This window comes from Psychrobacter sp. Ps4 (assembly GCF_022129285.1).
GTDB lineage: Bacteria > Pseudomonadota > Gammaproteobacteria > Pseudomonadales > Moraxellaceae > Psychrobacter > Psychrobacter immobilis_A.
This window is the reverse complement of sequence record NZ_JADQAK010000013.1, coordinates 1-24,276: the sequence shown is the minus strand read 5'-3', so window position 1 is coordinate 24,276 and position 24,276 is coordinate 1. Positions and strand designations below refer to the sequence as shown.

Genomic DNA, 24,276 nt, shown 5'->3' with positions numbered 1-24,276 from the left:
AAATGATCCGTCGTAATTTGGACTCAGGTTAATCAGTGACTCAATGTTCCTAAGTCTTCTGATCGGGCTGTAACTGGCTTCTAATCTTCGATTAAAACGCCTGGATTCATACGCTGCTCAGGATCTAAGCTTTTGAGCATATCAGCAGTTACTTGGATACCTAGCTCACCCTTTTCAGCTGATAAGTAAGGTGCGTGATCACGGCCGACGCCATGCTGATGCGATATCGTCGCTGTGCCATTGGCCAAACTTGAACTGGCGGCATGTTTGATTTTTTGCCAGCGGCTTAAGGTACTAGCGTGGTCTTGTGCTGCTCTAAAGAAGTAGGTGGTATAAAGACTGGCACCTTGTTTATAGACATGAGAGATATGAGTAAAGACCATCACTTCTTCGCCTTCATCGCTCAAAGCGTTTTTCACCGCTTCTTGCATCTGCTGCATCTGCTCGTCGATATGATTCCAGTTGGTTGCGGTCTCAAAGGTATCGACCATGATGCCTTTTTCCCATAAGGTGCCACGCAAATAAGGAAATTTAAAGCGTCCATGCGCCCAGACACTGCCCATGATATCGGTTATTTTGCCCGTGACACTGCCTTGCTGTTTTAATAGCTTATTAAACTGCGTCAGTGCCAATTTATTTTGTGCTTTATCCCCTGAGACGCCATAAGTGAGCATGACTTTTTTTGAGCTGAGTCCGCGCGCTTTTAGATAAGTGCTAATGGCTAAAAATTGACTAGGGGTTGTACCCAGATGCAAGTGCGCGTCAGTCTCGACAGCATTACTTAGACGCAACATCGATAGGCGAACATTTTTTTGCACGGCTTGTCTAAGCACTTCTTTACCCGCTTCCCAGTTAGGCAGAAATGCCACTTTAAATAGCTCTTCTTCTGGTTGCGACTGCACCCGCATTTTGACTTCAGTAAAAATACCAGTGCGACCTTCAGTGCCCATCATCATCTCACGCAGATCAGGTCCTGCCGCTGACGCTGGGAAATCAGCTATATTCAATATCCCTTTTGGGGTTACCAACGTACCACCGGCAAACATTTGCTCGATGCGCCCGTAGCCTAAAGACTGCTGACCACTAGAACGCGCCGCAATCCAGCCGCCAAGGGTCGATAGCTCCCAAGACTGAGGATAATGTCCCAAATGATAGCCATGTTCGTTCAATTGCGCCTCGACCGCCGGCCCTTGTGTTCCTGCGCCAAAGGTAGCGATTTGGCTCTCACTGTCTAAATCAATAAGCTGATCCATCTTACTCATGGCAATGGTCAATACGGGGCGTGAACCCTTTTGCGGATTGATATGACCCGCTACTGAAGTACCGCCACCGAAAGGAATGACGATCAGGTCGTGCTCGCTCGCTAGCCTTAATAAGGATTCGACATCAGCGGTCGATGCAGGAAAAGCGACGCCATCAGGAAAGACTTCAAAGTCGCCACCATGCATGGCTATCCAGTCTGGAAAGCTTTGGCCACGAGCATGTCTAAGTCTCACTTCGTTGTCGATAGATACGGTATCAAGCTCAGTCATAGCAACAGGCAAGCGCGACTTTGGGACAGTTTTGAGTACCTGCTGTAAGCTCACTGATGGTAGTTTTTTGGTTTTACCAATGTGCGATTTGATCAGTTTCGCCCCGTGCGCTGAGACTTTTTTATTAATATTGATATTGCCCCAGCCATTCCAGCGCGTTTGCTCAATAGGCGTATTGACGGCCGAATTAGCAGTCGTATTATTTTTTTGGATAGGGTCTACATTATTATTGTCGTTGTTTTTGGTAGCAGGGATACTAGTGGATTTACGAATAAGAGATTTGATTTTTCTCATAGGGACATACCTGTCGATTTATTATGATTATAGAAAAATGCAATGCTAATCGTTTGAGCATATCATAATATAAACCACTGTTTTTTATATACTTGCGACTGGTGAGTGATAGAAATAGCTAGTCTAAACTGCTAGCGTGACTACTCACTATAATCGTCTGAATTTGCCAAATATGCTTGCTTAGTAGCGTCTTTGGCAGCTATTCGTTTACAGTGTTCAGTACTATCGCAGGGGAACTTGAACTTATTGTCATAAAACCAACCTTTTTCTACAAATGTATCACCTTGCCAAACGCCATTTTTAGCGCGTTTATCGTTATCAAATGCAGCTCGTGGTGCGGTTAAATGGCCGAATCCCCATGCTTTACCATCTTGAAATGATCCTGCATAACGAATGCCGTTAGCTCTGACATTAATACCTTCGCCAGATAGCTTATCTTGGCTAAAGTTGCCCTCCGCCCAGCCGCCATCGCTATAGGTTATCTTACCCTGACCACTGAGCTGACCATAAGCGAACTGACCTTCATAAAGTAGCTCGTTATCAGAATATAGTTTACCTTGACCATGAAGTTGACCTTCTAAGTGCTGTCCTTCATAGCGTCTATCGTCTGACCAAGTAATTTCTCCATTACCGTCTCTAAGATCGTTTTTCCATTCTCCTTTATAAATAGTACCATCCGACTGGACTATTTCACCGTATCCAGATCTTTGGTTGTTTTTCCATTGACCTTCATAGCGCGTACCATTACCTTCAGTGTAGACACCATAGCCATGTTGTTTATTATTTTTATATTCGCCTTCGTAGACATCTCCTGCCCACTGGCTATATTCTCCCCAACTATAAACCCCTTTACCCTGTTTCTTGCCGTTTAGAAACTCGCCTTCGTAACGGTCACTATAGGATTCATTACCTGCGCCCCAAGTAAAAACCGCTTTGGTAGGTTTTCCCTTAGGGGTAAAAACGCCATCATAAATATTACCATCGGTATAATGGAAGATACCACGACCCATCACATCACTGTCTTTTAATTCGCCTTCGTAATAATCAAAGTCACAATTGGTTATTATTTCCCAATCGATACGACCTTTGCCATTTAGTTTGCCTTCTACATAATTACCTTGATAGCTGCTGGTGTGCTCATTGCCATTATACCATTTGGCAATTCCTTCACCTTGTGCATAGCCTGATGAGCAATTACCACTCCAAGTAACACGGTTACCGAAGCTTAATGGGGGATGATAAACTTTGCAGCCTTGCGCTGTTTTAGCGTAGCTTTTTTTATTGCTAGTGCTTTGTGAATAAGCAGCCTCTAAACTAGTATTAGCTATGACAGTGGTATTAGTGATGCTTAATAGCAAAAAGATGGTTAATGGTCGCGTAGTCTTATAAATATTTGAGGCCATAAGGTATGATCTTCTAGAGTTAAAATTATTATGTCGTCTTTTTGAGAACAACAAGCGCCGATCAAAACAAAGAAATAAAAAATTATATCATTATCGACTAATTTCGAGAAATATTATTTCGAACTCTCTTTTACTATTTAATAGCCATCAATGCGCCTAAACTTGTTAAAATAGCGCACCAATTTATTTATTGATGGACACTACGTTATGACAACTGCTGCCAACGTTCCTACTATTAAAGAAGATCGCATCTTAATTCTCGATTTTGGCTCACAGTACAGCCAGCTTATCGCCCGCCGTGTCCGTGATTCAGGCGTATTCTGTGAGATGTTCCCGTTTGATATCGACACTCAGCGCATCACTGATTTTGGCGCAAAAGGCGTTATCTTATCTGGCGGTCCTGAGAGCGTCCACGCAGATGACAGCCCACGCATCAATGATGCCGTATTTGATCTAGGCGTACCAGTATTGGGTATCTGCTATGGTATGCAAGCGATGGCAGAGCGCTTCGGCGGACAAGTTCATGCCAGTGATATCCATGAATTTGGCGCAGCAACCATCAATATCGATGGCAAATCAACGCTGACTGATGGTATCGAAGACGCAGCAGCGAAGCTAAATGTGTGGATGAGTCATGGCGATAAAGTGGTTGATGCCCCACAAGGTTTCGATATCGTTGCCAGCACGCCAAGCTGCCCGATTGCTATCATGGCAGATGATTCGCGCCACTATTATGGGCTACAGTTCCATCCTGAAGTGACGCATACCGCACAAGGTTCTGCATTACTAGGACGTTTTGTCCATGAAATCTGTGGCTGCGCGGGTAGCTGGACGCCGGATAACATCATCGATATGCGTATCGAACAGCTGAAAAAGCAAATCGGTGATAAGCAAGTATTGCTCGGTCTTTCAGGTGGTGTGGACAGTTCAGTCGTCGCGGCATTATTGCATAAAGCCATCGGCGATCAGCTGACGTGCGTATTTGTTGATACTGGTCTCTTGCGTCTGCATGAAGGCGACCAAGTTATGCAAATCTTCGCAGAAAATATGGGCGTAAAAGTCATCCGTGTCGATGCTGAAGAATTATTCTTAACGGCATTGGCTGGCGAGTCTGACCCTGAAGCCAAGCGTAAAATCATTGGTAAAACCTTTATCGATGTATTTGCTAATAGTGCGCGTGAAGTGAGCGAGCAAAGCGATGGTAAAGTCATCGAATTCTTAGCGCAAGGCACGATTTATCCAGACGTGATTGAATCCGCTAAGTCGCATCAAGGTAAAGCGCACGTCATTAAGAGTCACCATAATGTAGGCGGTTTGCCCGATGATTTGGCATTTGAGTTGGTTGAGCCGTTACGTGATTTGTTCAAAGATGAAGTGCGTAAATTAGGTATTACCTTGGGTCTACCTGCGAAAATGATTAACCGTCATCCGTTCCCAGGACCGGGTTTGGGCGTGCGTATCCTTGGTGAAGTGACCAAAGAATTCGCTGATATCTTGCGTTCTGCTGATGCTATCTTTATGGAAGAGCTTGAGCGTTCAGGCTGGTATGAGAAGACTGCGCAAGCATTTGCGGTATTCCAACCGATTAAATCGGTCGGCGTGGTCGGTGATGGTCGCCGCTATGCGTGGGTGATTGCGCTACGTGCGGTTGAGACCGTAGACTTTATGACCGCGCGCTTTGCGCATCTGCCGTATGATTTGATTGAGACGGTATCGAATCGCATTATGAATGAAATCGCTGAAGTTTCACGCGTGACTTATGATGTATCTAGCAAGCCACCAGCGACGATTGAGTGGGAATAGACCGTTTAAGTATTCTAAACGGTAACGGTGTTAACCTAGCTAGATGTACAAACACGTACTATCTGCGCTCGGTTGCCTTGTAACCATTTTAGACTACGTAAACTTATCTAAATAGCTTTTCAACTCATGTTTTATGAATTGATATACGACTAATCGATAATTAGATTAGTTCAATATAGCGATAAAAAGCACTCAACTTGGTTGGGTGCTTTTTTTGGTTAAAACAAACAGGCAACTAAGAATCCTCTAATTTTTCATTGAACATTTGTCTTTATTATCTATAATATAGTCAACTTTAATTGGCTATTATTTATTAAAGTCGAGATAAGCCTATCAATCGTTCAGTATTTAGTAAAATTAAGGGATAAGATGTTTTGTAATAACTGTAATCAAGAAAACGCAAGTGGGGCAGTTGTTTGTTCAAACTGTGAACAACCTCTCGCTAACGTCCAAGTACAAACACCGCCACCATTAACGCCAGTTAATATTTCTAAAGATGCGCAAATCCCGCAAAACCATTCAGCTTCCAGTTCTGAAAATGCCGATGCTTTATTGGCAGCTTTCGTTGGTAAAAAGTATGATGATTTCTACCGCAATAAATGGTTTAAGGACAGTGAGCCACGTTTAGAAGTCAATAAGGATGGTTCGAGCATTCACAGTTTTAATATTGCTGGACTGCTCTTGGGAACATCTTGGTTATGCTATCGTAAAATGTACCTAGTAGCCTTGTGTATTGTACTTGGCATTAATGCAGTTGATTTAGTCTTAATGCATCTGCTCGGTATGGAAACGTATAGCTCTATAGGTCAAACCAGCTTTTTTGTCGCATGGGCAGTAATGACAGGACTTTTAGGTAATTATTTTTACTTTAGTCACAGCGTCAAAAATATAAAAAAAGTCATGAGCAACACAGCAGACCCAGCGACGGTCGAACAGGAGTTAGCGGAAAAAGGCGGTACGTCATGGGTTGGCGCCATCGTGGGTAGCATATTATCAGTATTGCTATCTATGGGTATGTCCTATTTGTTTGCGCCTGATTGGTTTTGGTTGGTATAAGTCACTTAAAAGTCGGTCTAATTAAGCTAATGGTGTTCTTTGTATGACTTTTAATTGTGAAATTTATTCATAACCTTTCCACCCTTATTTCATCTTACTTATAACAGACTCACGCTAAGATATTAGCGATATTCAAATCCAGTATGAGACTTTTATGACACCAAAAAATAAAAAATACGTCACATATCTTGGCCTATTTATTCTCTCAGTAAGCTTACTTAATTCTCCCTACTTTGGCAGTTTTGGACCGATTTTGAGTTTGCTGGCTTTGCTATTTTTTCTCATTGCTGGGTTATTATTTTCGGTGTTAAATATATTCAGAAAAGGATATAAAAAGCCATCTTCTTATATGCCGTTAGCGATATTTCCCATAATTGCTGTGATTGCATTTTATCTTTCAGCAATTGGTATGGGTAATCAAGTACATTTTTTGCTTAATAAAATCAATTTGCAGGCTATAGATACCCTCAGCCAAGAGGCCAACGTCTATCAAATAAGTAATATGCGGCGTCACCATAAGATACTAAATGACCAGCTTATCTCCAATGATGACAGCTATACAACTGAACGAGAGATAGCGGCAGCTTATGCTGGAAAGATAAGGGCAGATGAATTAGAGGTAAAAAAAGTCGCTTTACTACGTAAGAAGCTAGATCGCTCAGGTATCGTTAGTATGGCACGAGAGGACGGTTATATCGTGCTAACGATGGGTGGCTTTTTAGATAATGAATTTGGTTACCTAAAAGCGCCGAATAATGATATTGAAGTTGGTTATATGATACCGCCCTATGCCCTTACGGTAATATCTCTCACGGAGCTGCATGATGGTTGGTATTTCTATTATACGACGTGAGTATTATTTTTAATTGACGTTTGTTTTTAGATTTAAAGACAGAATTTTATAAGTGTTTAGATAAGTTAGAATAACGAAATATAATCTAATGGAAGATCGAAAATGGACTTGCGTGATCCAACTAAAAATCAACACTTTTTACCTCAAGTAGAGCAGAGACTTAATGCAATTAATCCTCAAATTAAAAATGAAAATCAAAAGATTTACTCGTTTAGTATAAAGGATCGTGATGTAGGTATTGTCAGTATAGATTCGGAAAAAGGCGTCAGAATTTCGAAGAATCTAAGCATGAATGACCTATTTAGTTTTGATGTATTAGAGAAAGAAGCTAGTAAGTACAATTTCGAGAAGCTGTTCCATTCCTATGAAGTAACGATAAAGTCTAGTACTAAAAGCCTACTATCTAAAATAGACTTACCTAAAGCTGATATCAAATCAGAAGTAATTAACATTTTTAGGTCTAAAATTTTAAATTTTATTAGAAATCCTTACTCTATTAAAAGAATTTTGAATACCTTCTCTAGCATGCAGGATTTATTTCCAACCGATCCTATACACCGTAAAAATTTTGAACGTGTTTTAAATGGAAGCAAACCTCAGAAAAACTATTTGTGTAAGAAATTAGATATAACAGAAAATGAGTATAAAGAGTGGCTTGCAACTATTTTTCTTTTACTGACTCCTATGAAAGAAGAGTATCTTAATTTTTTAGATCAATTTATAAAGAGGTTTTACGAAAACCCAGATTTATTTATTCAAATACATATATATACTTATGATAATGAATTTTGTCTTTTTTCTGACCGAGGATACAATAACTATGATATGGAAAGAAATGATATGGTGTGGGAGTTTAATTTATGCTCAAAAGGATTCATAAGATATGCTTTCGTAAATATAGATGCCCATATATCAGAAAACATACCAAAAGAGATTGTAGATTTTTATAAGTCAGAATCTAAATCAATTAGTGTAATGAAGATACATAACGATTTAACTCAACTGAAATATTACAATCAACGTACTGTAGAGCTTTGCCATGAACACGTATTTGGCACAAGCAAAGAGTACCAAGGTGTGACGATTTCTTCATAAATTATCCAAACCAAAAAAAACAGCACCTCAAAAGAAGTGCTGCCTTTATCCATCCAAATTAACTTCCAAAAACCACAACCTAACCCCGCACATTCACCACATAACGCCCAACTACCTTACTCGACATAAAGCGCTCTAAGTACTCTGGCGTTTGTTCAAGCGTAATCTCTTCACCATAACTCTCTAGATTAGGCAGTTTCATATCGGTGGCGACACGCTGCCAAATGGCTTCTTTATCAGCCAGTGGAATATAGACCGAGTCGATACCCAATAGTGACACCGCGCGGGTGATAAAAGGTATCACCGACATCGAAAACTCAGCGCCGCTGGCTAAACCACAACTGGTCACTGCACCACCAGATTTGGTTTGCTTTAGCAGGTTTGGTAAGTAGTCGCCGCCAATAGTATCAATGGCATTTGCCCACAGCTCACGACCGATAGGCTTGTTCCCGATTTCATTGATGGTATCGCGATGACGCACTTCGCTCGCGCCCAATGCTTTTAAATGCTCGCTTTGCTCTGGCTTACCTGAGAAAGCAATCACCTCATAACCCAGCTGACTCAAAATAGCGATGCTGATCGTACCCACGCCGCCAGTTGCGCCAGTTACGGCAACTGGACCATCACTGGGTTTTGCGCCCATTTTTTCTAATTTTTGAATACTGAGTGCTGCGGTTAAGCCGCCCGTACCATAAGTCATTGCTTCTTTTAGGGTTAGCGTTTCTGGGCAGGGCAATGCCCAATCGGCAGGGATAGAGATCATTTGACCCAGACCGCCATCCGTATCCATGCCCAAATCATAGCCAAATACCAACACTTCTTGCCCTGCGGTAAACGTGCCTGATTTGTCGCTGACAACGACGCCTGCTGCATCAATACCGGGGGTATGTGGATATTGTCTGGTGATTCTTTTATTGCCCGATGCCGACATGGCATCTTTGAAATTTAACGAGGAATAATGCACTTCTATCAACAAGTCATTTTCTGGCAAGTCACTGACGTTGCGTTCTTGAATACTTTTGCTAAAGCTGCCGTCGGTATTTTCTTCGACGACTAAGGCTTTAAAGGTTTCATTATTAGACATCATATTATTCCTAGTGAGGTTATTTGGTGTGTGTCTTTATTTGCACGTATATCATTTGCAACTACATCGATGTATGTAAGACAATAATTTATGCTTTTAACAACACCTTACCATTCTTACTTGCCTGCAATTTGCCATCGACGGCCTTGACGATATCTGCCAAATCAAACGTCGCTTCAACGGGCAGTTTTAAATTGCCATCGTTAGCACGTTCGATTAGCTCATCAATCAAACGCTGTTTGTTTTCAACGCTCATTTCTTGACTGATTTTGCTGCCCCAAAAGCCTTTAATCGTTGCTTGTTTAAAAATAATATGGGTTGGATCTAGCACCATTGGTTTGCCTGACATGATGCCAAACGATGCCAATGTGCCACCATGACCCAGTAACGCCAGCAGATCATTACTCGACTCACCACCGATAGAATCAACCGCGGCACTGATTTTCTCATCACCAAGGATGGCTTTCACTTGGTCTTTCCAGTCGTCATCTGAGGTGTTGATATTATGCTTGATACCCAGTGCTTCTAATTCCTTGATAGCATCGTCACTTCTCACGACATTAATGGTGCTAATACCACGCGCGGCGGCTAGCATGGCGAGCGATTTTCCGACCGCGCCATTGGCAGCATTATGAATCACCCACTGACCACTTTTTAGTGCTAAAAACTCAATCAGCATCAGCGCGCTGAGTGGCATAGCAATGAGCTGCGCCGCCATTTCGTCCTCTAAGCTATCAGGCATGACAAATACCATGTCTTTTGAGGCGACAAAATACTCTGCCCATGTCGCTTGTACGCTCGCCGCTGCCACGCGCTGACCCACTTTTAAGTCTTTGACATCCTTACCGACGGCATCAATGATACCGACCGCTTCGCTACCACCAATCGCTGGCAGCTCAGGTTTAAAGCCATATTGACCGCGAATGGTTAATAAATCATGGTTGTGGATAGAGGCGAGTATCATTTTGACTCGGACTTCATTGGCTTTTGGTTCAGGAATAGGCGTGTCACCTAAACTGAGGACGTCAGATGGTTTACCGAAGGTGCTATAAGTTACGCTACGCATAATTATTTCCTTTATTTATTTTTAGGTTGTGAGCAACAGTAACAAGTTTGTCTCAGTACCCTCAATGTTACTTTAGTTAAGGAATGTTATGCGTTGCCCGTATCGCGTATATTAAAGCATGAGAAGTAATGCATGATAAGTAACGAATAAGTAGTCGCACCATTAACGTCTACTGAGAGGCTTTATCCTCTTCACTTATGTCGCCGATGATGACTGTAAAATCACCGTCTACCATCTCTGTGAGTAATGGCTCACCTTTGTCATTGACGCGGAATAGTCCATATTCAGCCGCTTCAAACGCCTCAGCATGACCTTCTTGAAAGAAAAAAGCATTGGTCGCCAATTGTACACTGCCGTTACGAATGCGGTAATAAATGGGCAGCTCACTTTTAGTTAACTCTTCACGACTATTACTATCAGCTAAGCGGACAAAATGCCCCACATTATTGTCATCGATTTTCACAATGACATAACCGTCGCTTGGCTCATAAATACGAAAATCTGTATCAAGCTCGTCTAATTCTACATCTAGTTCTGAGCCTAATTCGTCTTGTGTTGAATGAGGGTGCTTTGGTCGCATGGCATCAAAAATATCGCGCTCCAGTGCATAACTTAACGCCATATAATCGCCTTGCATAAAACCGCGCGGATCGACAGGTGCTAGCGCTAATAATACCGTTTTGCCATTACTAAGATGGTTTTCGTATTTGATGATATTCAGTGTCATCACGACCAATATCAGCGCCAATCCAAGTAAGGCAACAGTGATGGTAACGGCTCGTTTTTTTAGCCAATGCGTGGATGGTGACGTGTCATCAATCAAGCGCTTAGTCAAAATTTTATTTTTCATGAGTGGCGCTCCTGACGATCGTTGGCGCTCATTGTCAAATTAGTATCATCGATAAGGGAGTGAGCGAAATAGCGTTTAATCAATAGCCAACGCCCCATCAGCATGGTCAGTCCGACGATTAGCATTGAGAGAGATTTGATTAGCAATGAAGTATCGAGCTGATAGTAATACCAAAATATATAGCTGACCAAGGCGGTGACGCCCAAACCTAACAGCACCCGTTGGCTATTGGCGATCGCAATGACGATGATAAGGCTGGTCGCGAGCAGTCCTGAGACGTAAATCGATATTATCCCAAGCAATACAATCGCACCACCAATGAAGAGTCCTGCTGCCGATAGTAATTTAACGTCGTAACGTTTTAGAATCAGATAAGCGGCATAAAGGCTGGCAAGCGTTAGTAATCCTTGCGCCAAATAGTAATTGTAGCGAAAAGTGTCGCCATAATAAGTAGCAAGGCTATGACTATGTTCAGCGGCGATAAAGTACACAGAAACGCACAACAGCATCAGCGCGCTGGCGTAACCAATGGCTTTAGTAATATCGAAAACATCCGCTCGCCATTTTCTGGGTATACGCTGCAATAGAGAGTAGCGTGATAAATTGCTGCCAGTCGTAATCAGTGCCAATAGCCCCAAACTGAGCTCAGGTAGATGATAATAGTTAAGCAAATAAACCGTCAAACCTAGTGTCATTATGCTACCCAATAGGCGATAGATACGGTTGGGCATAATGACCGTCATAACGGCTTGCACGAGTAAAAAAAGCCAAACATCTATAGGGTGTGACAAATTATTATCAAATAACGCAAAGGCAATGTAGGCTTGCCCAGCCGAGCTAATAGCCAAGGCTAGGCTACTGATAAAGGCATTATCACGGCTTTGTTTATTTCTAAATAGCACAAAACCCGCCGCGCTGAGTACTAGACCTGTAATTAACAAGGCAATCACGCTGTCAAAGCCATCGATGCCAAACAATAATAAAGACAGAAAGGCGATTAGAAACAAGCTCGCTAAGATACCGCTAAGACCAAAAAGTATTTGTATAAACCAAGGAATATCGTTTTGAGAGTGATTATTCGCTATCGTTGCCTTAGCGCTGGTCTCACCAGTACGGGCATCAACCGCATTGTCGTCAATCAATCCAAGCTGTTGCAGCTGTAAAAGGACATTGTCCGAGTGTTGATTATTCATATCATTACTCATAATTACCTCCTTTGACGACAGCACTGGGGCGGTTGTTTTCGTTGTTTAAACGTGCCGCATGACGCAGCCAAACAACCGCTGCTGAACTCATGCCAATCAATAATAGGGCTAAGATGAGAAAACCACCCATATCAAAATTGTCTAAAAACAACTTACCCGCCCAAACCATGACCACGACAATGATAGAGCCACATAAATAGGTCAGCATTAATAGATTGATGCGATACCAATAAAATCGCCAAACCATAAATCCGCACCAGCTCATCCATAGCAGCAAAGTGATCAGCGTCATTAAAATATTGGCGTCATCAAAGACATAAAGAATGGCAAGGTAGGTAATAAAATAGCTGCTGAGTAAACCGACGACATAAATGCTCCAATCCAGCTCGGACTTAAATCGGCTGCGTGTGACTGATGGTGGTTGACGGTCGATAAACGCGAGCCATAAATTTAGCGCCACAAAATTGACAGCGGCAAGCACGCCTATTTGTAAGACGCCTTCATAGAAGTAACTAACAAAGGCAAAGTCCATAACGCCGAAATATAAGATGAGACCAGTATTGACGAGCCCCAACCATAACAACCAAAGCGCAGGGAAGCGGGCAATAATAACCCAAGGCGTAATCAATACTGCCCAACCGAAAAACAGCTGCCATGTATCCGCACCCGTTTGATAGACCTGCCCAAATAGCGCCAATAAACTACCCGTAATCACGCTAGCAATAAGCAATAATAACTGCCGAATAAGCTGAAACCGTCGCCTAAAAGACAGTGCAATGTACAAGGCAATCGTGATAACTAAGGCCCCTTCGACCAAAGCGAACTTGCCCATTTTGCCCATATTTATCCAGTTATAGGCAATAAAAAACACCAGCGATAATACCAGCGCGATCGCCCCGATAATCAGCATGGCTTTATCAAAAAAGACCAGCCATGAGCGTTTGCTAGGATAGACTTGCAAATGAATCGCTGCATCGTTGGCATGCGTCAATGGCAGTATGCCTTGCTTGAGTAAATGCTCGATAGTACGCCGTGGTTGGCTCATAGCGTCCTCTAAATAAAAAGATGATGTTGCTTATCTTAGCTTTTTTGTGAGAGGTGGGTGTACTAAAGTTTATAGTTTTTTACTCAATAAAACTCAATACGACTGAGCAAATGCTCTTGGATGAGATAGGCGCAAATATAAGCGCTCGGCCACGCGACTATAAGATCAAAATTTCATCAAGAGATCAGCGTTATTAGCTTCATAAAAAGGAATTAATAGTGATATTGATAGGTATTTATTCTAAATTTAGTGATTTTTATCATGATCTTACTCAGCTATTACAAAAATAAGTAATTGCAAAAATCAAAAAATTGTACGATTTTAAATAGCGAATAATTCTGGTTTTGAGTGTCGAAAATACCACACTATCATTCATCAGCATCGACTTAAAAAATCTAGTAAATGATTAGTTATTAACAATAGTCTTATAAATAAAATTCATCATATCTACTAGGGTTTTATTGCTTGATAGCATTGATTTCATTCACTTGACAGTGATAATTAGTGATTTAGAAACTGAGATTTGTAGTAATAAGACAGGTTTCGAATGAGCGGTAGTATATTGCTGATGAAAGGTAATAAGTAGCTATAAAAGTTACTCGATTGATAGCAGTTTCATCTGGTTTTTAGTCGTCGAAACTACTTGGACTGCAAGCTTATTTTGCTTGTTAGTATCGGGGAGGAATTAAAACTTATTGACATTTGTATCGTTTTTAATTACTAATAGTTGTCTACAATATGACCAATAGTTAGTTAAAGTATTGTTAATAAACATAGTCAATATACGGATATATTAACTCGAATCACTACTATTTAGTTGATCCGCCCAGCCACTGACCAGCAAGGATAGCTATTATATGATGCGCACTCCTAATCACTTTTTGTCCTCTATATTTCTGCCTACCTCTCTTGCGCTCGCCATGTCTATGACTGGCTGTAGTAGCGATAAGTCTGGCACTGATAGCCAAGCAGCTGCCGTTGATCCTAATGTACTGGCTGATACTCAAGCGCTCGTCGTCAATAATGGTACTGAACCTGAATCACTTGATCCACACAAAGTATCGGGTGTACCAGAATCTACCCTTGGCCGCCAGATGTTAGAAGGTTTAACCAATACGGATGCCGAAGGTAAGACCATTCCAGCAATGGCAACCAGTTGGGAAAGCGAAGACAATAAAGTATGGACCTTTAAGCTGCGCGATGCTAAATGGTCAAATGATGATCCAGTAACGGCAGAGGATTTTGTCTACAGTATGCGCCGCTTGGTCGATCCAAATACTGCGTCGCCATATTCAAGCTATTTGGTCGATGCCAAAGTAGTAGGCGCTGATCAAATCGTTGATGGTAAGGCTGGCATTGAAACCCTTGGCGTAAAGGCTATCGATGATAAAACCTTACAGATTACGTTATCAGAGCCCGTGCCTTATTTCCCAGATATGTTGATTCATAATTCAGTCAAGCCCGTTCATAAAAAGACCGTTGAAGCCTTTGGTGATAAGTGGACAGCTCCTGAGAACATCGTGGTTAACGGTCCTTACAAGCCTACCCAGTGGCAAATTAACGACAAAATCGTTTTAACGCGTAACGCTTCTTATTATGACGATGCCAATACGACTATCGATACCGTCACTTTCCTGCCGATTCCTTCTAGTACGACTGACGTCGCACGCTATCAGGCGGGTGAAATCGATGTGACCTACAATGAGATTCCAACCGAGCAGTTCGCTTCGCTTAAAGAGCAAGTGGGCGATCAGCTAACTGTATCTCCTTATCTTTGTACTTATTATTACGAGTTTAATACGGTCAAGCCACCGTTCAACGATCCCAAAGTACGCCGCGCTTTAGCCTTAGCTTTGGATCGCGATACCATTGCGGATAAAGTTATCGGTCAAGGACAGACGGCCGCTTATCAGTTGACACCCCCTGCCACCAATGGCGATATTGCAAATAGTCCAGAATGGTCGACTTGGGATCAAGAAAAGCGGGTTACTGAGGCCAAAAAACTGCTCACTGAAGCAGGCTATAGCGATAGCAATCCGCTGACTTTTGAGCTGCTATACAACACCAATGACAATCATAAAAAGACTGCGGTCGCGGCTACTTCACTATGGAAGCAAGCGCTCGGCTTCGTCGATGTGACTTTGACCAATAAAGAATGGAAAACCTATTTGGATACCCGCCGTAATGGTAATTATCAAATCGCGCGTGCTGGCTGGTGTGGTGATTATAACGAAGCGTCAGCTTTCTTAAATATTGCCAAATCTGATAATAGTGGCAACTACGGTAAATACAATAATGCTAACTTTGACAGTTTAATGGCGCAAACGCTGAAAGCTGGCGTTAGCCCTGAGCAGCGTGCCAACCTATACAAGCAAGCTGAAGCTCAGCTCGATCAAGATATGGGTTTACTTAACATTTATCATTACGTCAGCCCGCGTCTAGTAAAACCTTATGTCATTGGGTTTCCAACTAAGGATATATTAGACAATTGGCAGGTAAAAAATCTCTCAATTGCTAAGCACTAATCGTTTGACTGATCGCTGAATAATTCTATCGATTGAATGTCTGAGGGCGGTAAAAGCAGCTGGTTTCATTTATCGCTCTTATTAAATAACGCTGATAGCGTCATTAGTTTCATTTTTCACAGCCACTCTTATTAGGCGTGTTAGATGAAACTTTTGTTATTTATAAACGACGATTATCGATCGTTTATTTAAAACCAAGTCATTGAAGATTGCTAGTTGAACGATAACTGGGCGTTAGGTTTGTGCTAGTTATCTCATTTTAATTTAGCTGAAAAATAAGCATCATTATAAAAGAGGCATTATGCTAAAACTGATTTTTCGGCGTATCTTAGAAGCCATTCCGACCTTATTCGTATTGATCACGGTCTCCTTTTTTATGATGCGTTTGGCGCCAGGCAGTCCGTTTACGGGTGAGCGTAGCTTGCCACCTGCGGTACTGGCCAATATCGAGGCCAAATACAATCTCAACGATCCTATGTGGCTACAGTATGTTAATTATCTAAAGCAGCTAGCGGTAGGCGACTTTGGACCGTCTTTTAAGTATAAAGATTATACGGTTAACGAGCTGTTGTCGCAGTCGTTTCCTGTCTCTATGGAGTTGGGTCTATACGCTTTTATATTGGCATTGGTGTTAGGACTTATCTTCGGTGTTATCGCAGCCCTTAAGCAAAACTCATGGATAGACTACGTACTGATGGCCTTTGCTATGACAGGTGTTGTGATTCCAAGCTTCGTTAAAGCGCCATTATTAGTGCTGATCTTTGCCATTATTTTGCAATGGCTACCAGCTGGTGGCTGGAGTGATGGGGCACTCAAAAACCTTGTATTACCAGTCGCCGCTTTAGCGCTCGCTTATGTTGCGAGTATTGCTCGTATCATGCGCGGCTCGATGATTGAGGTGATGAATAGCCAGTATATCCGAACGGCTAAGGCGAAAGGTTTGCCGATGCGCCAAATAGTGATGAGGCATGCGCTGAGACCAGCATTACTACCCGTTATCTCTTATTTGGGCCCAGCCTTTGTCGGTATTATCACAGGCTCTATTGTGATTGAGACTATCTTTGGTTTACCTGGTATCGGACAGTTATTCATTAACGGCGCACTCAATCGTGATTATGGGGTAGTGCTTAGTTTGACCATTTTAGTCGGGGTATTGACCATTGCCTTTAATGCTATCGTCGATATTTTATACGCGGTAATCGATCCAAAGATTCAGTATTAAGACGACCATTTAAGCGCATTATCATCCCAATACGGTTTGATAGGGATCATTCATTATTATTATGCTAAATAGATTATTAAAAGGACGACTATGAGCCTTATCGCAGAGCAGACAACTGACCTAGCAGAAATAGGGGCTCAGGAAATCAAAGGCCGCAGCCTTTTGCAAGATGCTAAGCGCCGTTTTTATCGAAATAAGGCCGCCGTAGCCAGTCTTTTTATATTGCTACTCGTGGCAGCTTTCGTCATCTTTGTGCCGATGTTAGCACCTTTTGGCTATGCCGAAACCGACTGGAACTTTATGCAGTCCGCGCCAGCCATCGATAACAAGCACTACTTCGGTACTGACTCACTCGGTCGTGATTTGTTAGTGCGAACCGCAGTAGGTGGTCGTATCTCCTTGATGGTAGGCGTCGCCGGCGCTACGGTTGCAGTGATTTTCGGTACGATATACGGTGCAACGTCAGGCTATCTTGGTGGCAAAGTCGATACCGTGATGATGCGTGTATTAGAGATTTTAAGCGCCTTCCCCTTTATGTTTTTTGTGATTTTATTAGTCACTATCTTTGGTCGTAACCTTATCTTAATCTTTGTGGCGATTGGACTGGTATCGTGGCTGGATGTTGCGCGTATCGTCCGCGGGCAAACGCTAAGCCTGAAGAGTAAAGAGTTTATCGAAGCTGCGCACGTAGGCGGCGTATCAGGCTTTAATATTATCTTACGCCACATCGTGCCCAATGTACTCGGGGTGGTGGTGGTTTACGCCTCTTTATTAGTGCCAACGATGATTTTGTTTGAGTCATTTTTAAGCTTTTTGGGACTTGGTGTTCAAGAGCCGATGACCAGTTGGGGAGCGCTGTTGCAAGAAGGCTCAAAAACCATGCAGGTAGCACCTTGGCAGATTTTGATTCCCTCAGCTTTTTTGGTCATTACTTTATTTTGCTTTAACTTTATTGGCGACGGTCTGCGTGATGCATTTGACCCTAAAGACCGCTAAGAGGGTGACATCATGAAAAACCAAAGTATGAAGGATAAAAGCATGGAGGGTAAAAGTATGGAAGATAAAAACATAGCAACTCAAAAGATTCATAACGCCGCCAACGCGCCTAGTGCTCCTGAGAAAATAGAGTCTACTACCTTTAATATAGGTACTGATTCAGCGCTCGATAAGCCACCTAACGCAGAAAACACCTTGTTAGCAGTCAAAGATTTATCGGTACAGTTCACGACCGAAGAGGGTCTAGTAACGGCGGTTAATGGCTTAAATTTTAACCTACATGAAGGCGAAACCTTAGGTATCGTTGGTGAGTCCGGTTCAGGTAAGTCGCAGACAGCGTTTGCTATTATGGGGCTGCTGGCAAATAACGGTTATGCCAAAGGTTCGGTACGCTTTGAGGGTAATGAGCTACTAGGATTGTCACAAAAAGCACTAAATAAGATTCGTGCCGAGCAGATCGCGATGATCTTCCAAGATCCGATGACCTCATTAAATCCTTATATGAAGATAGGCGACCAGCTCGCTGAAGTATTGATTTTACATAAAGGCATGAGTAAAAAAGACGCTTGGGCCGAATCCATACGAATGCTAGACGCGGTTAAGATTCCAGAAGCCAAAAACCGTATTGGCATGTATCCGCATGAGTTCTCAGGTGGTATGCGTCAGCGGGTCATGATTGCGATGGCATTATTATGTCGCCCTAAGTTGTTGATTGCTGATGAGCCAACCACCGCGCTCGACGTTACTGTTCAGGCGCAGATTATGGTTCTATTAAACGAGCTAAAACGTGACTTTGGCACCACCATTATTATGATTACCCATGATTTGGGAGTTGTGGCGGGTATCTGTGATCGTGTGCTGGTGATGTATGCTGGGCGCACCATGGCGTATGGAGAGACTGAAGAGATTTTTTATGCCCCAAGTCATCCATATACTATTGGGCTACTAAAAGCCATTCCGCGTTTGGATAACGATATGGGCAAGCTTGAAACCATTCCAGGTAGTCCACCAAATTTATTAGATTTGCCAGCAGGCTGTCCTTTTTATGAGCGCTGTTCTCATGCTATGGAAATCTGCCGTGATACACCGCCACCGTTGGAATTTTTACCGAACGAGCGTCAACGCGCTTGTCACTGGCACCCTGAAACACCCGTTGATCACTCACTAGATAGCTCAGCAGATATCAATGCCAATAATCAATCAGGGATGAAGGGCTAGCTCATGATGATACAGAATTTAGATAGCGCCAAAAGCAATAATCCAGCACCGTTATTGCAAGTAAAGGACATTCATACCACTTTTAATATCAAACAAAAAGGGACTTACTTTTGGCAGAAGCCTGTCACTCTAAAAGCAGTTAATGGGGTATCATTTGAGCTATTTGCTGGTGAGACTTTAGGGGTGGTAGGCGAATCAGGCTGCGGTAAATCAACACTTGCTCGTACTATCATCGGATTGATACAAGCTGATTCTGGCAGTATCAAGTTTTGTGATGAAGAGATGGTGGGTGCGTCCAAAAAGACCATGAGATTAAAGCGAAAAGACATTCAAATGATCTTTCAAGATCCGCTGGCATCACTTAACCCGCGCATGACGGTAGGGGATATTATCGCCGAGCCTCTTCGCACTTATTATCCTGAAATGAAGAAGACTGAGGTGCAAAACGAGGTACGCGCCATCATGAAAAAGGTGGGGCTACTGTCCAATCAAATTAACCGATATCCGCATGAGTTTTCAGGTGGTCAGTGCCAGCGAATAGGCATTGCTCGAGCACTGATATTAAAGCCCAAAATTATTATCTGTGATGAGCCAGTCTCCGCCCTTGATGTCTCGATTCAGGCGCAGGTCATTAATTTATTGCAAGATGTGCAAGAAGAGATGGGGTTAGCGCTTATCTTCATTGCCCATGATCTTTCTGTGATTAAGCACATTGCTGATCGAGTCTTGGTCATGTATTTAGGCAACGCCGCCGAACTGGGTTTGAACAAAGCCGTATACGGCAATCCGACTCATCCCTATACCAAAGCACTGATGTCTGCTGTACCGCTACCTGACCCTATTGCTGAACGTAGTAAGGTCATTCAGTTATTAGAGGGTGATTTACCCAGTCCAATCAATCCGCCGTCAGGTTGCGTTTTTCGTACCCGTTGTCCACTAGCTGATGAAGAATGCGCACAGATTAAACCCGTGTTAGAAGGCACCATAAATCACCGAGTGGCTTGTTTAAAGAACAAGGTCGAGGTGGCTTAAAAGTGGTTTTTGGTTTATGAATATTGACTGTATTAAAAGCAGGCGGACTTATTCAAATGCTCTTAATACAGTCTAATGTTTTTGCTCATTGGTTTTAAACGTCAGGAGTTAGCATCAATCAATCTCACCGATATCGATAGTCATTTGATTAAGTAATGTTGTTAGCTGACCACGATGGTGAGCTTGGAGATTGACTTATTACGGGAGTAATTAGGAAGGTCATTAAAGCCTCTTATCCAGATCCAGTCACTTATCATAAGATGACTCAACGTCCCTAATATCCAATCAAAAAATATTTTTTTATCTTCGAATAAAATACCTTCAGCAAGGCTGTGTATACGGCCAAAGATTTCTTAATTCATAGCGGCATGATGATTTACCATCAGCTCACAGCAATGCTTTATCATGGCATTCTCATACTTTAACTTCTAGTTGGTTCAATAAAACTCAATCCTACTGAGCAAATGCTCTTGGATGAGATAGGCGCAAATATAAGCGCTCGGCCACGCGACTATAAAGGCATATTTCCATGAGTGAAACAGCGTGATAAAGAACCCATCGACGAATCCTACATTGATCAGCAGCAATGCAGTTGAGATAATCGTGGACATCAGCAGTGCCATTAAAAAGGTAAAAATAAGCCGATAGTACTTGCGCCGTGTGCGTATTCTGATGGTAGGGAATTTTGCCATAGTGTGGAGGTGTCCTACGTGGTGATGGTGGCGTTTGATGAACGATGAACGATGTTGCGTAGCGTCATGTGTCGTCATTACTAACCATGATATCGTATGTTGTTGAGTGGATAAAATCGTTATTATCAATGGTGACATTCGTTATATTTTAATGACTGTTGTCTCATGCATAAAAATAAAAATTCCTGAAAAATAACAAACTAAAGATGATTAATTTTGCTACGATAAAATCGATTACAACCCACAAATAAGGCAATAAAATGACCGTGCATAAGCAGCGAACATTGGGCATCATCGGTGGTATGAGTTGGGAGAGTAGCGAAAGCTATTATCGGCTGATAAATGAGGGTGTCAAGGATAAGCTGGGTGGCTTACATTCAGCAGATTTATTCATACATAGCGTTGACTTTGCGTTGATTAATAAGCACCAAGAGCAAGATGAATGGGCAGCGCTGGGTGTAATTATGGCTAGCAGTGCTCAGCGTTTGCAAGCCGCTGGCGTACAAGGGCTCATGATTGCCTCTAATACAATGCATAAATTACTCGATGATGTGCAAGCCGCGACGCATTTACCTGTTATTCATATCGCTGATGCCACTATTGCCGCCATCAAAAAACAGAATCTGTCTAAAATTGCCTTGCTGGGCACTCAGTTTACGATGACGGAAGATTTTTATAGGCAGCGTTTGGTGGATGCAGGGCTTCAAGTATTGATACCAGAGAGTGATGCACGAGCAGAGGTACATCGAATTATCAAAAAAGAGCTGTGCGTCGGTCAATTTAAAGACAGCTCGCGCCAGTATTATCAGCAGATGATCAAAGATTTAGCAGATCAAGGCGCAGAGGGCGTCATCTTAGGTTGTACAGAAATTGGACTGCTGATTAAGCAAGCAGATAGCCCCATTCCCGTATTTGATACCACTTTGATTCATGCAGCGGCAGCGGTGGATTTTTTATTAGAGTAGCGCGGACTGATAAAAGTATTTAAGCCTATGACGTTTTGACCAAGCGCTCTAACAGCTCAATCGTGCGCTCTTGTCTGACCAAGGCGACGCCTTGTCCTGCCCATAAAGACTGATACTCTGGGTCAAGATTATTGGTCGCATGGCCACGCAAAAATTTGGTCATCGCATTTAATGGTGGATAGGGCGGTAGCTCATGCGCGCTTTCAAAGCGAGCAAAATCACGCAAATAATCATTTAATAAACCACGAGCCTGCTTACCTGAAAACAGTCTCGTTAAGCGTGTCTCAGTACTGCGCTTATCTTCACTGGCATCCAGTAGTGCTTGCTTATAAATGTCATTAATGCCGCATTTATCTGTGGTCAAAAACGCCGTTCCGATTTGCGCCAGCTCAGCGCCAGCCGTTTGTACCGCTTTGATATCTTGCCCAGTCATGATGCCACCTGCTGCAATTAATGGAATATCGGTACACGCGCGCGTTTGACTAATCAGCGTCAATAATCCCAATGGATCGTTTTCACTTTGCGCGAGCCAGCCACCGCGATGCCCACCCGCTTCGACCCCTTGTACACATACCGCATCAGCACCAATATCGCTCCATGCTTTCGCTTCTAATGGATGATTTGCCGTCCCGATGACTCGCGTGCCTAGACCTTGCAGATGCTGAACTTGCTCGGCGCTGATAATGCCAAAGGTAAAACTGGCGACGGCGACTGGATTGTCATAGAGCACTTGTAGCTGATCGGCAAAGCTTAGCGCTGGGCGTTCAGGCAGCGCAAATCCGATATTGTTTTCTTGATAGTAATGACTTAGCCAAGCAGGGATTTCGGTATCAAAGGTGCTCGACTCATGCTCAGAGAGCACCATTAAATTAATCATAAAAGGGCGATCGGTGAGCGATTTAATGATGTCAATATGGCTATGCAAAACCTTTGGCGGCGTCATGCCCGATCCCAATGAACCCAGTCCACCAAAGTTACTCACCGTCGCCGCCAGCTCAGGGGTGGTTGCGCCTGCCATGGGTGCTTGAACGATGGGGTGGGTCAGATTAAGGGTATTCAGTAAGGTCATGACGGGCGTCCTTTTGTTCTATTAGATTTTTTATCTCACTTACTTTAACAGAGGTAGGCGGTGCGTGTGTTGGATAGTGCTTATTTAGTTGCTGAATATGGGGATGGGTTTTGACTACGATTTTGTAGTTAAAATAGTTGACTATGGTTTTGTAGTTAAGTAATAATGATTACTTAACTTATGTTTTTTATTTTAACATCACTAAAGTAATGAAACTTAAGCATGACAAATACTGAAGCTTTGGTTGGCAGTCTATGAACGTATTAGATGAAATAGAAAAGAAGATAGAGTCAATTAAGGTAATTGATGACTCTTATTATTTAGAAGTAATTCTGAGCCATATAAAAAGAGCAGAGCATTATTATCAAGAAGGTAAAAAGGATGAAGCGTTTTTCAACGATGTGATCTATAGATGTAACCAAGCTTATGAAAGCGCGTTAAAAGAAGCTTATCAGGTATTGGCAAATAAAAATCAAGAAGAGGTCAAGAAGAAAACACCAAATGATATAGAAAAATATTTCGAGGAAAACGGAACTTTTAAAGATAGAGTTTTACAGATTTTTAGAAACTATAGACAAGAATGGAGAAATAAATCCACACATGACTATAAGTTAATATTTGGTAGTGGTGAGGCTTTTATTGCTCTAATGAATGTAACTAGCTTTATATATCTTCTTTTGAATGAAATTCAAGAGAAGGTATCTTATGATAAACAAGAGAATGAGATAAAAAATAAAGATTTAATTAAGAAAAAAATTAAATTAATTGTAGATGAAAAAAATAAGAAACCCAAAGGAAAGCTTGTAGATTTGCTAAAATATTTTATTGAATTGAATTTTTCTGATAGTACTAAAATATCATCTTTAGAAACTGGTTTTCAGCTGAGTGGTAGATTACATGCATTTTTAAATTCTATAGATGATATTTACGTAGAACAAGAACCTAGTACTAATAGTAACCAACTACTATTTAGACCGGATTTTGTTGTTGAAATAGATAATGTACCTATTATTTTAGAAATCAAAAAGACAAATATATCTAAAGATATAATTAATAATTCTTTAAATCAAATATCGAGATATATGCAAGCTATGGAAATCGATGAAGGTATAATTTTTATATCAACCAATAATGACGCAAGAAAAAATACTGATACGCAAGAAAATATCAATAAGATTGATGGAAAGGAATTCAAGATAACTACTATGGTTTGCTAACTATAGCCAATCCCACTTAAAATTGTTATAAACTAATTATCAAACCTAATTGCT

At 42.0% G+C, this 24,276-nt stretch carries 20 protein-coding genes; 11 read left to right on the top strand and 9 right to left on the bottom strand.

Annotation, left to right across the window (positions count from 1 at the left end):
• Window positions 1–80 precede the first annotated feature (80 nt).
• Together I3252_RS08940 and I3252_RS08935 are read right to left on the bottom strand one after the other, a co-directional pair.
• Entirely contained in the window at window positions 81–1,826 is a 1,746-nt protein-coding gene (locus I3252_RS08940; protein WP_238034911.1) for an FAD-binding oxidoreductase, read from the bottom strand.
• Window positions 1,827–1,966: 140 nt separating this feature from the next.
• A complete protein-coding gene (locus I3252_RS08935; RefSeq protein ID WP_238034910.1) occupies window positions 1,967–3,229 on the bottom strand; it encodes a hypothetical protein in 1,263 nt (420 codons plus the stop codon).
• A 207-nt stretch (window positions 3,230–3,436) separates the two neighbouring features.
• On the opposite strand from I3252_RS08935, the gene guaA reads away from it, so the two are divergent.
• The 4 genes from guaA to I3252_RS08915 all read left to right on the top strand — a co-directional run bounded on the left by guaA (window position 3,437) and on the right by I3252_RS08915 (window position 8,036).
• Window positions 3,437–5,032: a glutamine-hydrolyzing GMP synthase gene (gene guaA / locus I3252_RS08930; RefSeq protein WP_238034909.1), complete on the top strand. Its 1,596-nt coding sequence runs from the start codon at window positions 3,437–3,439 to the stop codon at window positions 5,030–5,032.
• 369 nt (window positions 5,033–5,401) lie between these two features.
• Window positions 5,402–6,088: a DUF2628 domain-containing protein gene (locus I3252_RS08925; RefSeq protein ID WP_238034908.1), complete on the top strand. Its 687-nt coding sequence runs from the start codon at window positions 5,402–5,404 to the stop codon at window positions 6,086–6,088.
• Window positions 6,089–6,242: 154 nt separating this feature from the next.
• Entirely contained in the window at window positions 6,243–6,941 is a 699-nt protein-coding gene (locus I3252_RS08920; RefSeq protein WP_238034906.1) for a hypothetical protein, read from the top strand.
• A gap of 102 nt (window positions 6,942–7,043) precedes the next feature.
• On the top strand, window positions 7,044–8,036 hold the full coding sequence (locus I3252_RS08915; RefSeq protein WP_238034905.1) for a hypothetical protein: 993 nt from the start codon (window positions 7,044–7,046) through the stop codon (window positions 8,034–8,036).
• A 79-nt stretch (window positions 8,037–8,115) separates the two neighbouring features.
• Here the strand turns inward: I3252_RS08915 and I3252_RS08910 are convergent, their stop codons facing one another.
• The 5 genes from I3252_RS08910 to I3252_RS08890 form a co-directional block, all read right to left on the bottom strand.
• Window positions 8,116–9,123: a YhdH/YhfP family quinone oxidoreductase gene (locus I3252_RS08910; RefSeq protein WP_238034904.1), complete on the bottom strand. Its 1,008-nt coding sequence runs from the start codon at window positions 9,121–9,123 to the stop codon at window positions 8,116–8,118.
• Window positions 9,124–9,208: 85 nt separating this feature from the next.
• The gene (locus tag I3252_RS08905; protein ID WP_238034903.1) at window positions 9,209–10,186 is read right to left on the bottom strand and encodes a zinc-binding dehydrogenase; all 978 of its coding nucleotides are present in this window, start codon (window positions 10,184–10,186) and stop codon (window positions 9,209–9,211) included.
• A gap of 169 nt (window positions 10,187–10,355) precedes the next feature.
• Entirely contained in the window at window positions 10,356–11,036 is a 681-nt protein-coding gene (locus I3252_RS08900; protein ID WP_238034902.1) for a GDYXXLXY domain-containing protein, read from the bottom strand.
• Window positions 11,033–12,241, bottom strand: a complete 1,209-nt coding sequence (locus I3252_RS08895) for a DUF4401 domain-containing protein (protein WP_238034901.1) — start codon at window positions 12,239–12,241, stop codon at window positions 11,033–11,035. The genes I3252_RS08900 and I3252_RS08895 overlap by 4 nt, the downstream gene beginning before the upstream one ends.
• Window positions 12,234–13,286 carry a DUF2157 domain-containing protein gene (locus I3252_RS08890; protein ID WP_238034900.1) on the bottom strand — a complete coding sequence of 351 codons (1,053 nt, stop codon included), beginning with the start codon at window positions 13,284–13,286 and terminating at the stop codon, window positions 12,234–12,236. Before I3252_RS08890 ends, I3252_RS08895 begins: the two co-directional genes overlap by 8 nt.
• Before the next feature lie 857 nt (window positions 13,287–14,143).
• Between I3252_RS08890 and I3252_RS08885 the strand changes: the two genes are divergently transcribed.
• The 5 genes from I3252_RS08885 to oppF all read left to right on the top strand — a co-directional run bounded on the left by I3252_RS08885 (window position 14,144) and on the right by oppF (window position 20,279).
• Complete coding sequence (locus I3252_RS08885) at window positions 14,144–15,811, top strand: ABC transporter substrate-binding protein (RefSeq protein WP_238034899.1); 1,668 nt, start codon at window positions 14,144–14,146, stop codon at window positions 15,809–15,811.
• Window positions 15,812–16,112: 301 nt separating this feature from the next.
• Window positions 16,113–17,033 carry an oligopeptide ABC transporter permease OppB gene (oppB, locus tag I3252_RS08880; protein WP_238034898.1) on the top strand — a complete coding sequence of 307 codons (921 nt, stop codon included), beginning with the start codon at window positions 16,113–16,115 and terminating at the stop codon, window positions 17,031–17,033.
• Between the two features lie 90 nt (window positions 17,034–17,123).
• Window positions 17,124–18,029: an oligopeptide ABC transporter permease OppC gene (oppC, locus tag I3252_RS08875; RefSeq protein WP_238034897.1), complete on the top strand. Its 906-nt coding sequence runs from the start codon at window positions 17,124–17,126 to the stop codon at window positions 18,027–18,029.
• 12 nt (window positions 18,030–18,041) lie between these two features.
• Window positions 18,042–19,247: an oligopeptide ABC transporter ATP-binding protein OppD gene (oppD, locus tag I3252_RS08870; protein WP_238034896.1), complete on the top strand. Its 1,206-nt coding sequence runs from the start codon at window positions 18,042–18,044 to the stop codon at window positions 19,245–19,247.
• 3 nt (window positions 19,248–19,250) lie between these two features.
• Window positions 19,251–20,279: a murein tripeptide/oligopeptide ABC transporter ATP binding protein OppF gene (oppF, locus tag I3252_RS08865; RefSeq protein WP_238034894.1), complete on the top strand. Its 1,029-nt coding sequence runs from the start codon at window positions 19,251–19,253 to the stop codon at window positions 20,277–20,279.
• A gap of 437 nt (window positions 20,280–20,716) precedes the next feature.
• On the opposite strand, the gene I3252_RS08860 is transcribed toward oppF, so the two are convergent.
• The gene (locus tag I3252_RS08860) at window positions 20,717–20,971 is read right to left on the bottom strand and encodes a DUF2798 domain-containing protein (protein WP_045442930.1); all 255 of its coding nucleotides are present in this window, start codon (window positions 20,969–20,971) and stop codon (window positions 20,717–20,719) included.
• A gap of 260 nt (window positions 20,972–21,231) precedes the next feature.
• Between I3252_RS08860 and I3252_RS08855 the strand changes: the two genes are divergently transcribed.
• On the top strand, window positions 21,232–21,936 hold the full coding sequence (locus I3252_RS08855) for an aspartate/glutamate racemase family protein (protein WP_238034893.1): 705 nt from the start codon (window positions 21,232–21,234) through the stop codon (window positions 21,934–21,936).
• Between the two features lie 25 nt (window positions 21,937–21,961).
• Here the strand turns inward: I3252_RS08855 and I3252_RS08850 are convergent, their stop codons facing one another.
• Complete coding sequence (locus I3252_RS08850; protein WP_238034891.1) at window positions 21,962–23,005, bottom strand: nitronate monooxygenase; 1,044 nt, start codon at window positions 23,003–23,005, stop codon at window positions 21,962–21,964.
• Between the two features lie 254 nt (window positions 23,006–23,259).
• On the opposite strand from I3252_RS08850, the gene I3252_RS08845 reads away from it, so the two are divergent.
• Window positions 23,260–24,222, top strand: a complete 963-nt coding sequence (locus I3252_RS08845; RefSeq protein ID WP_238034889.1) for a hypothetical protein — start codon at window positions 23,260–23,262, stop codon at window positions 24,220–24,222.
• Window positions 24,223–24,276: the final 54 nt, after the last annotated feature.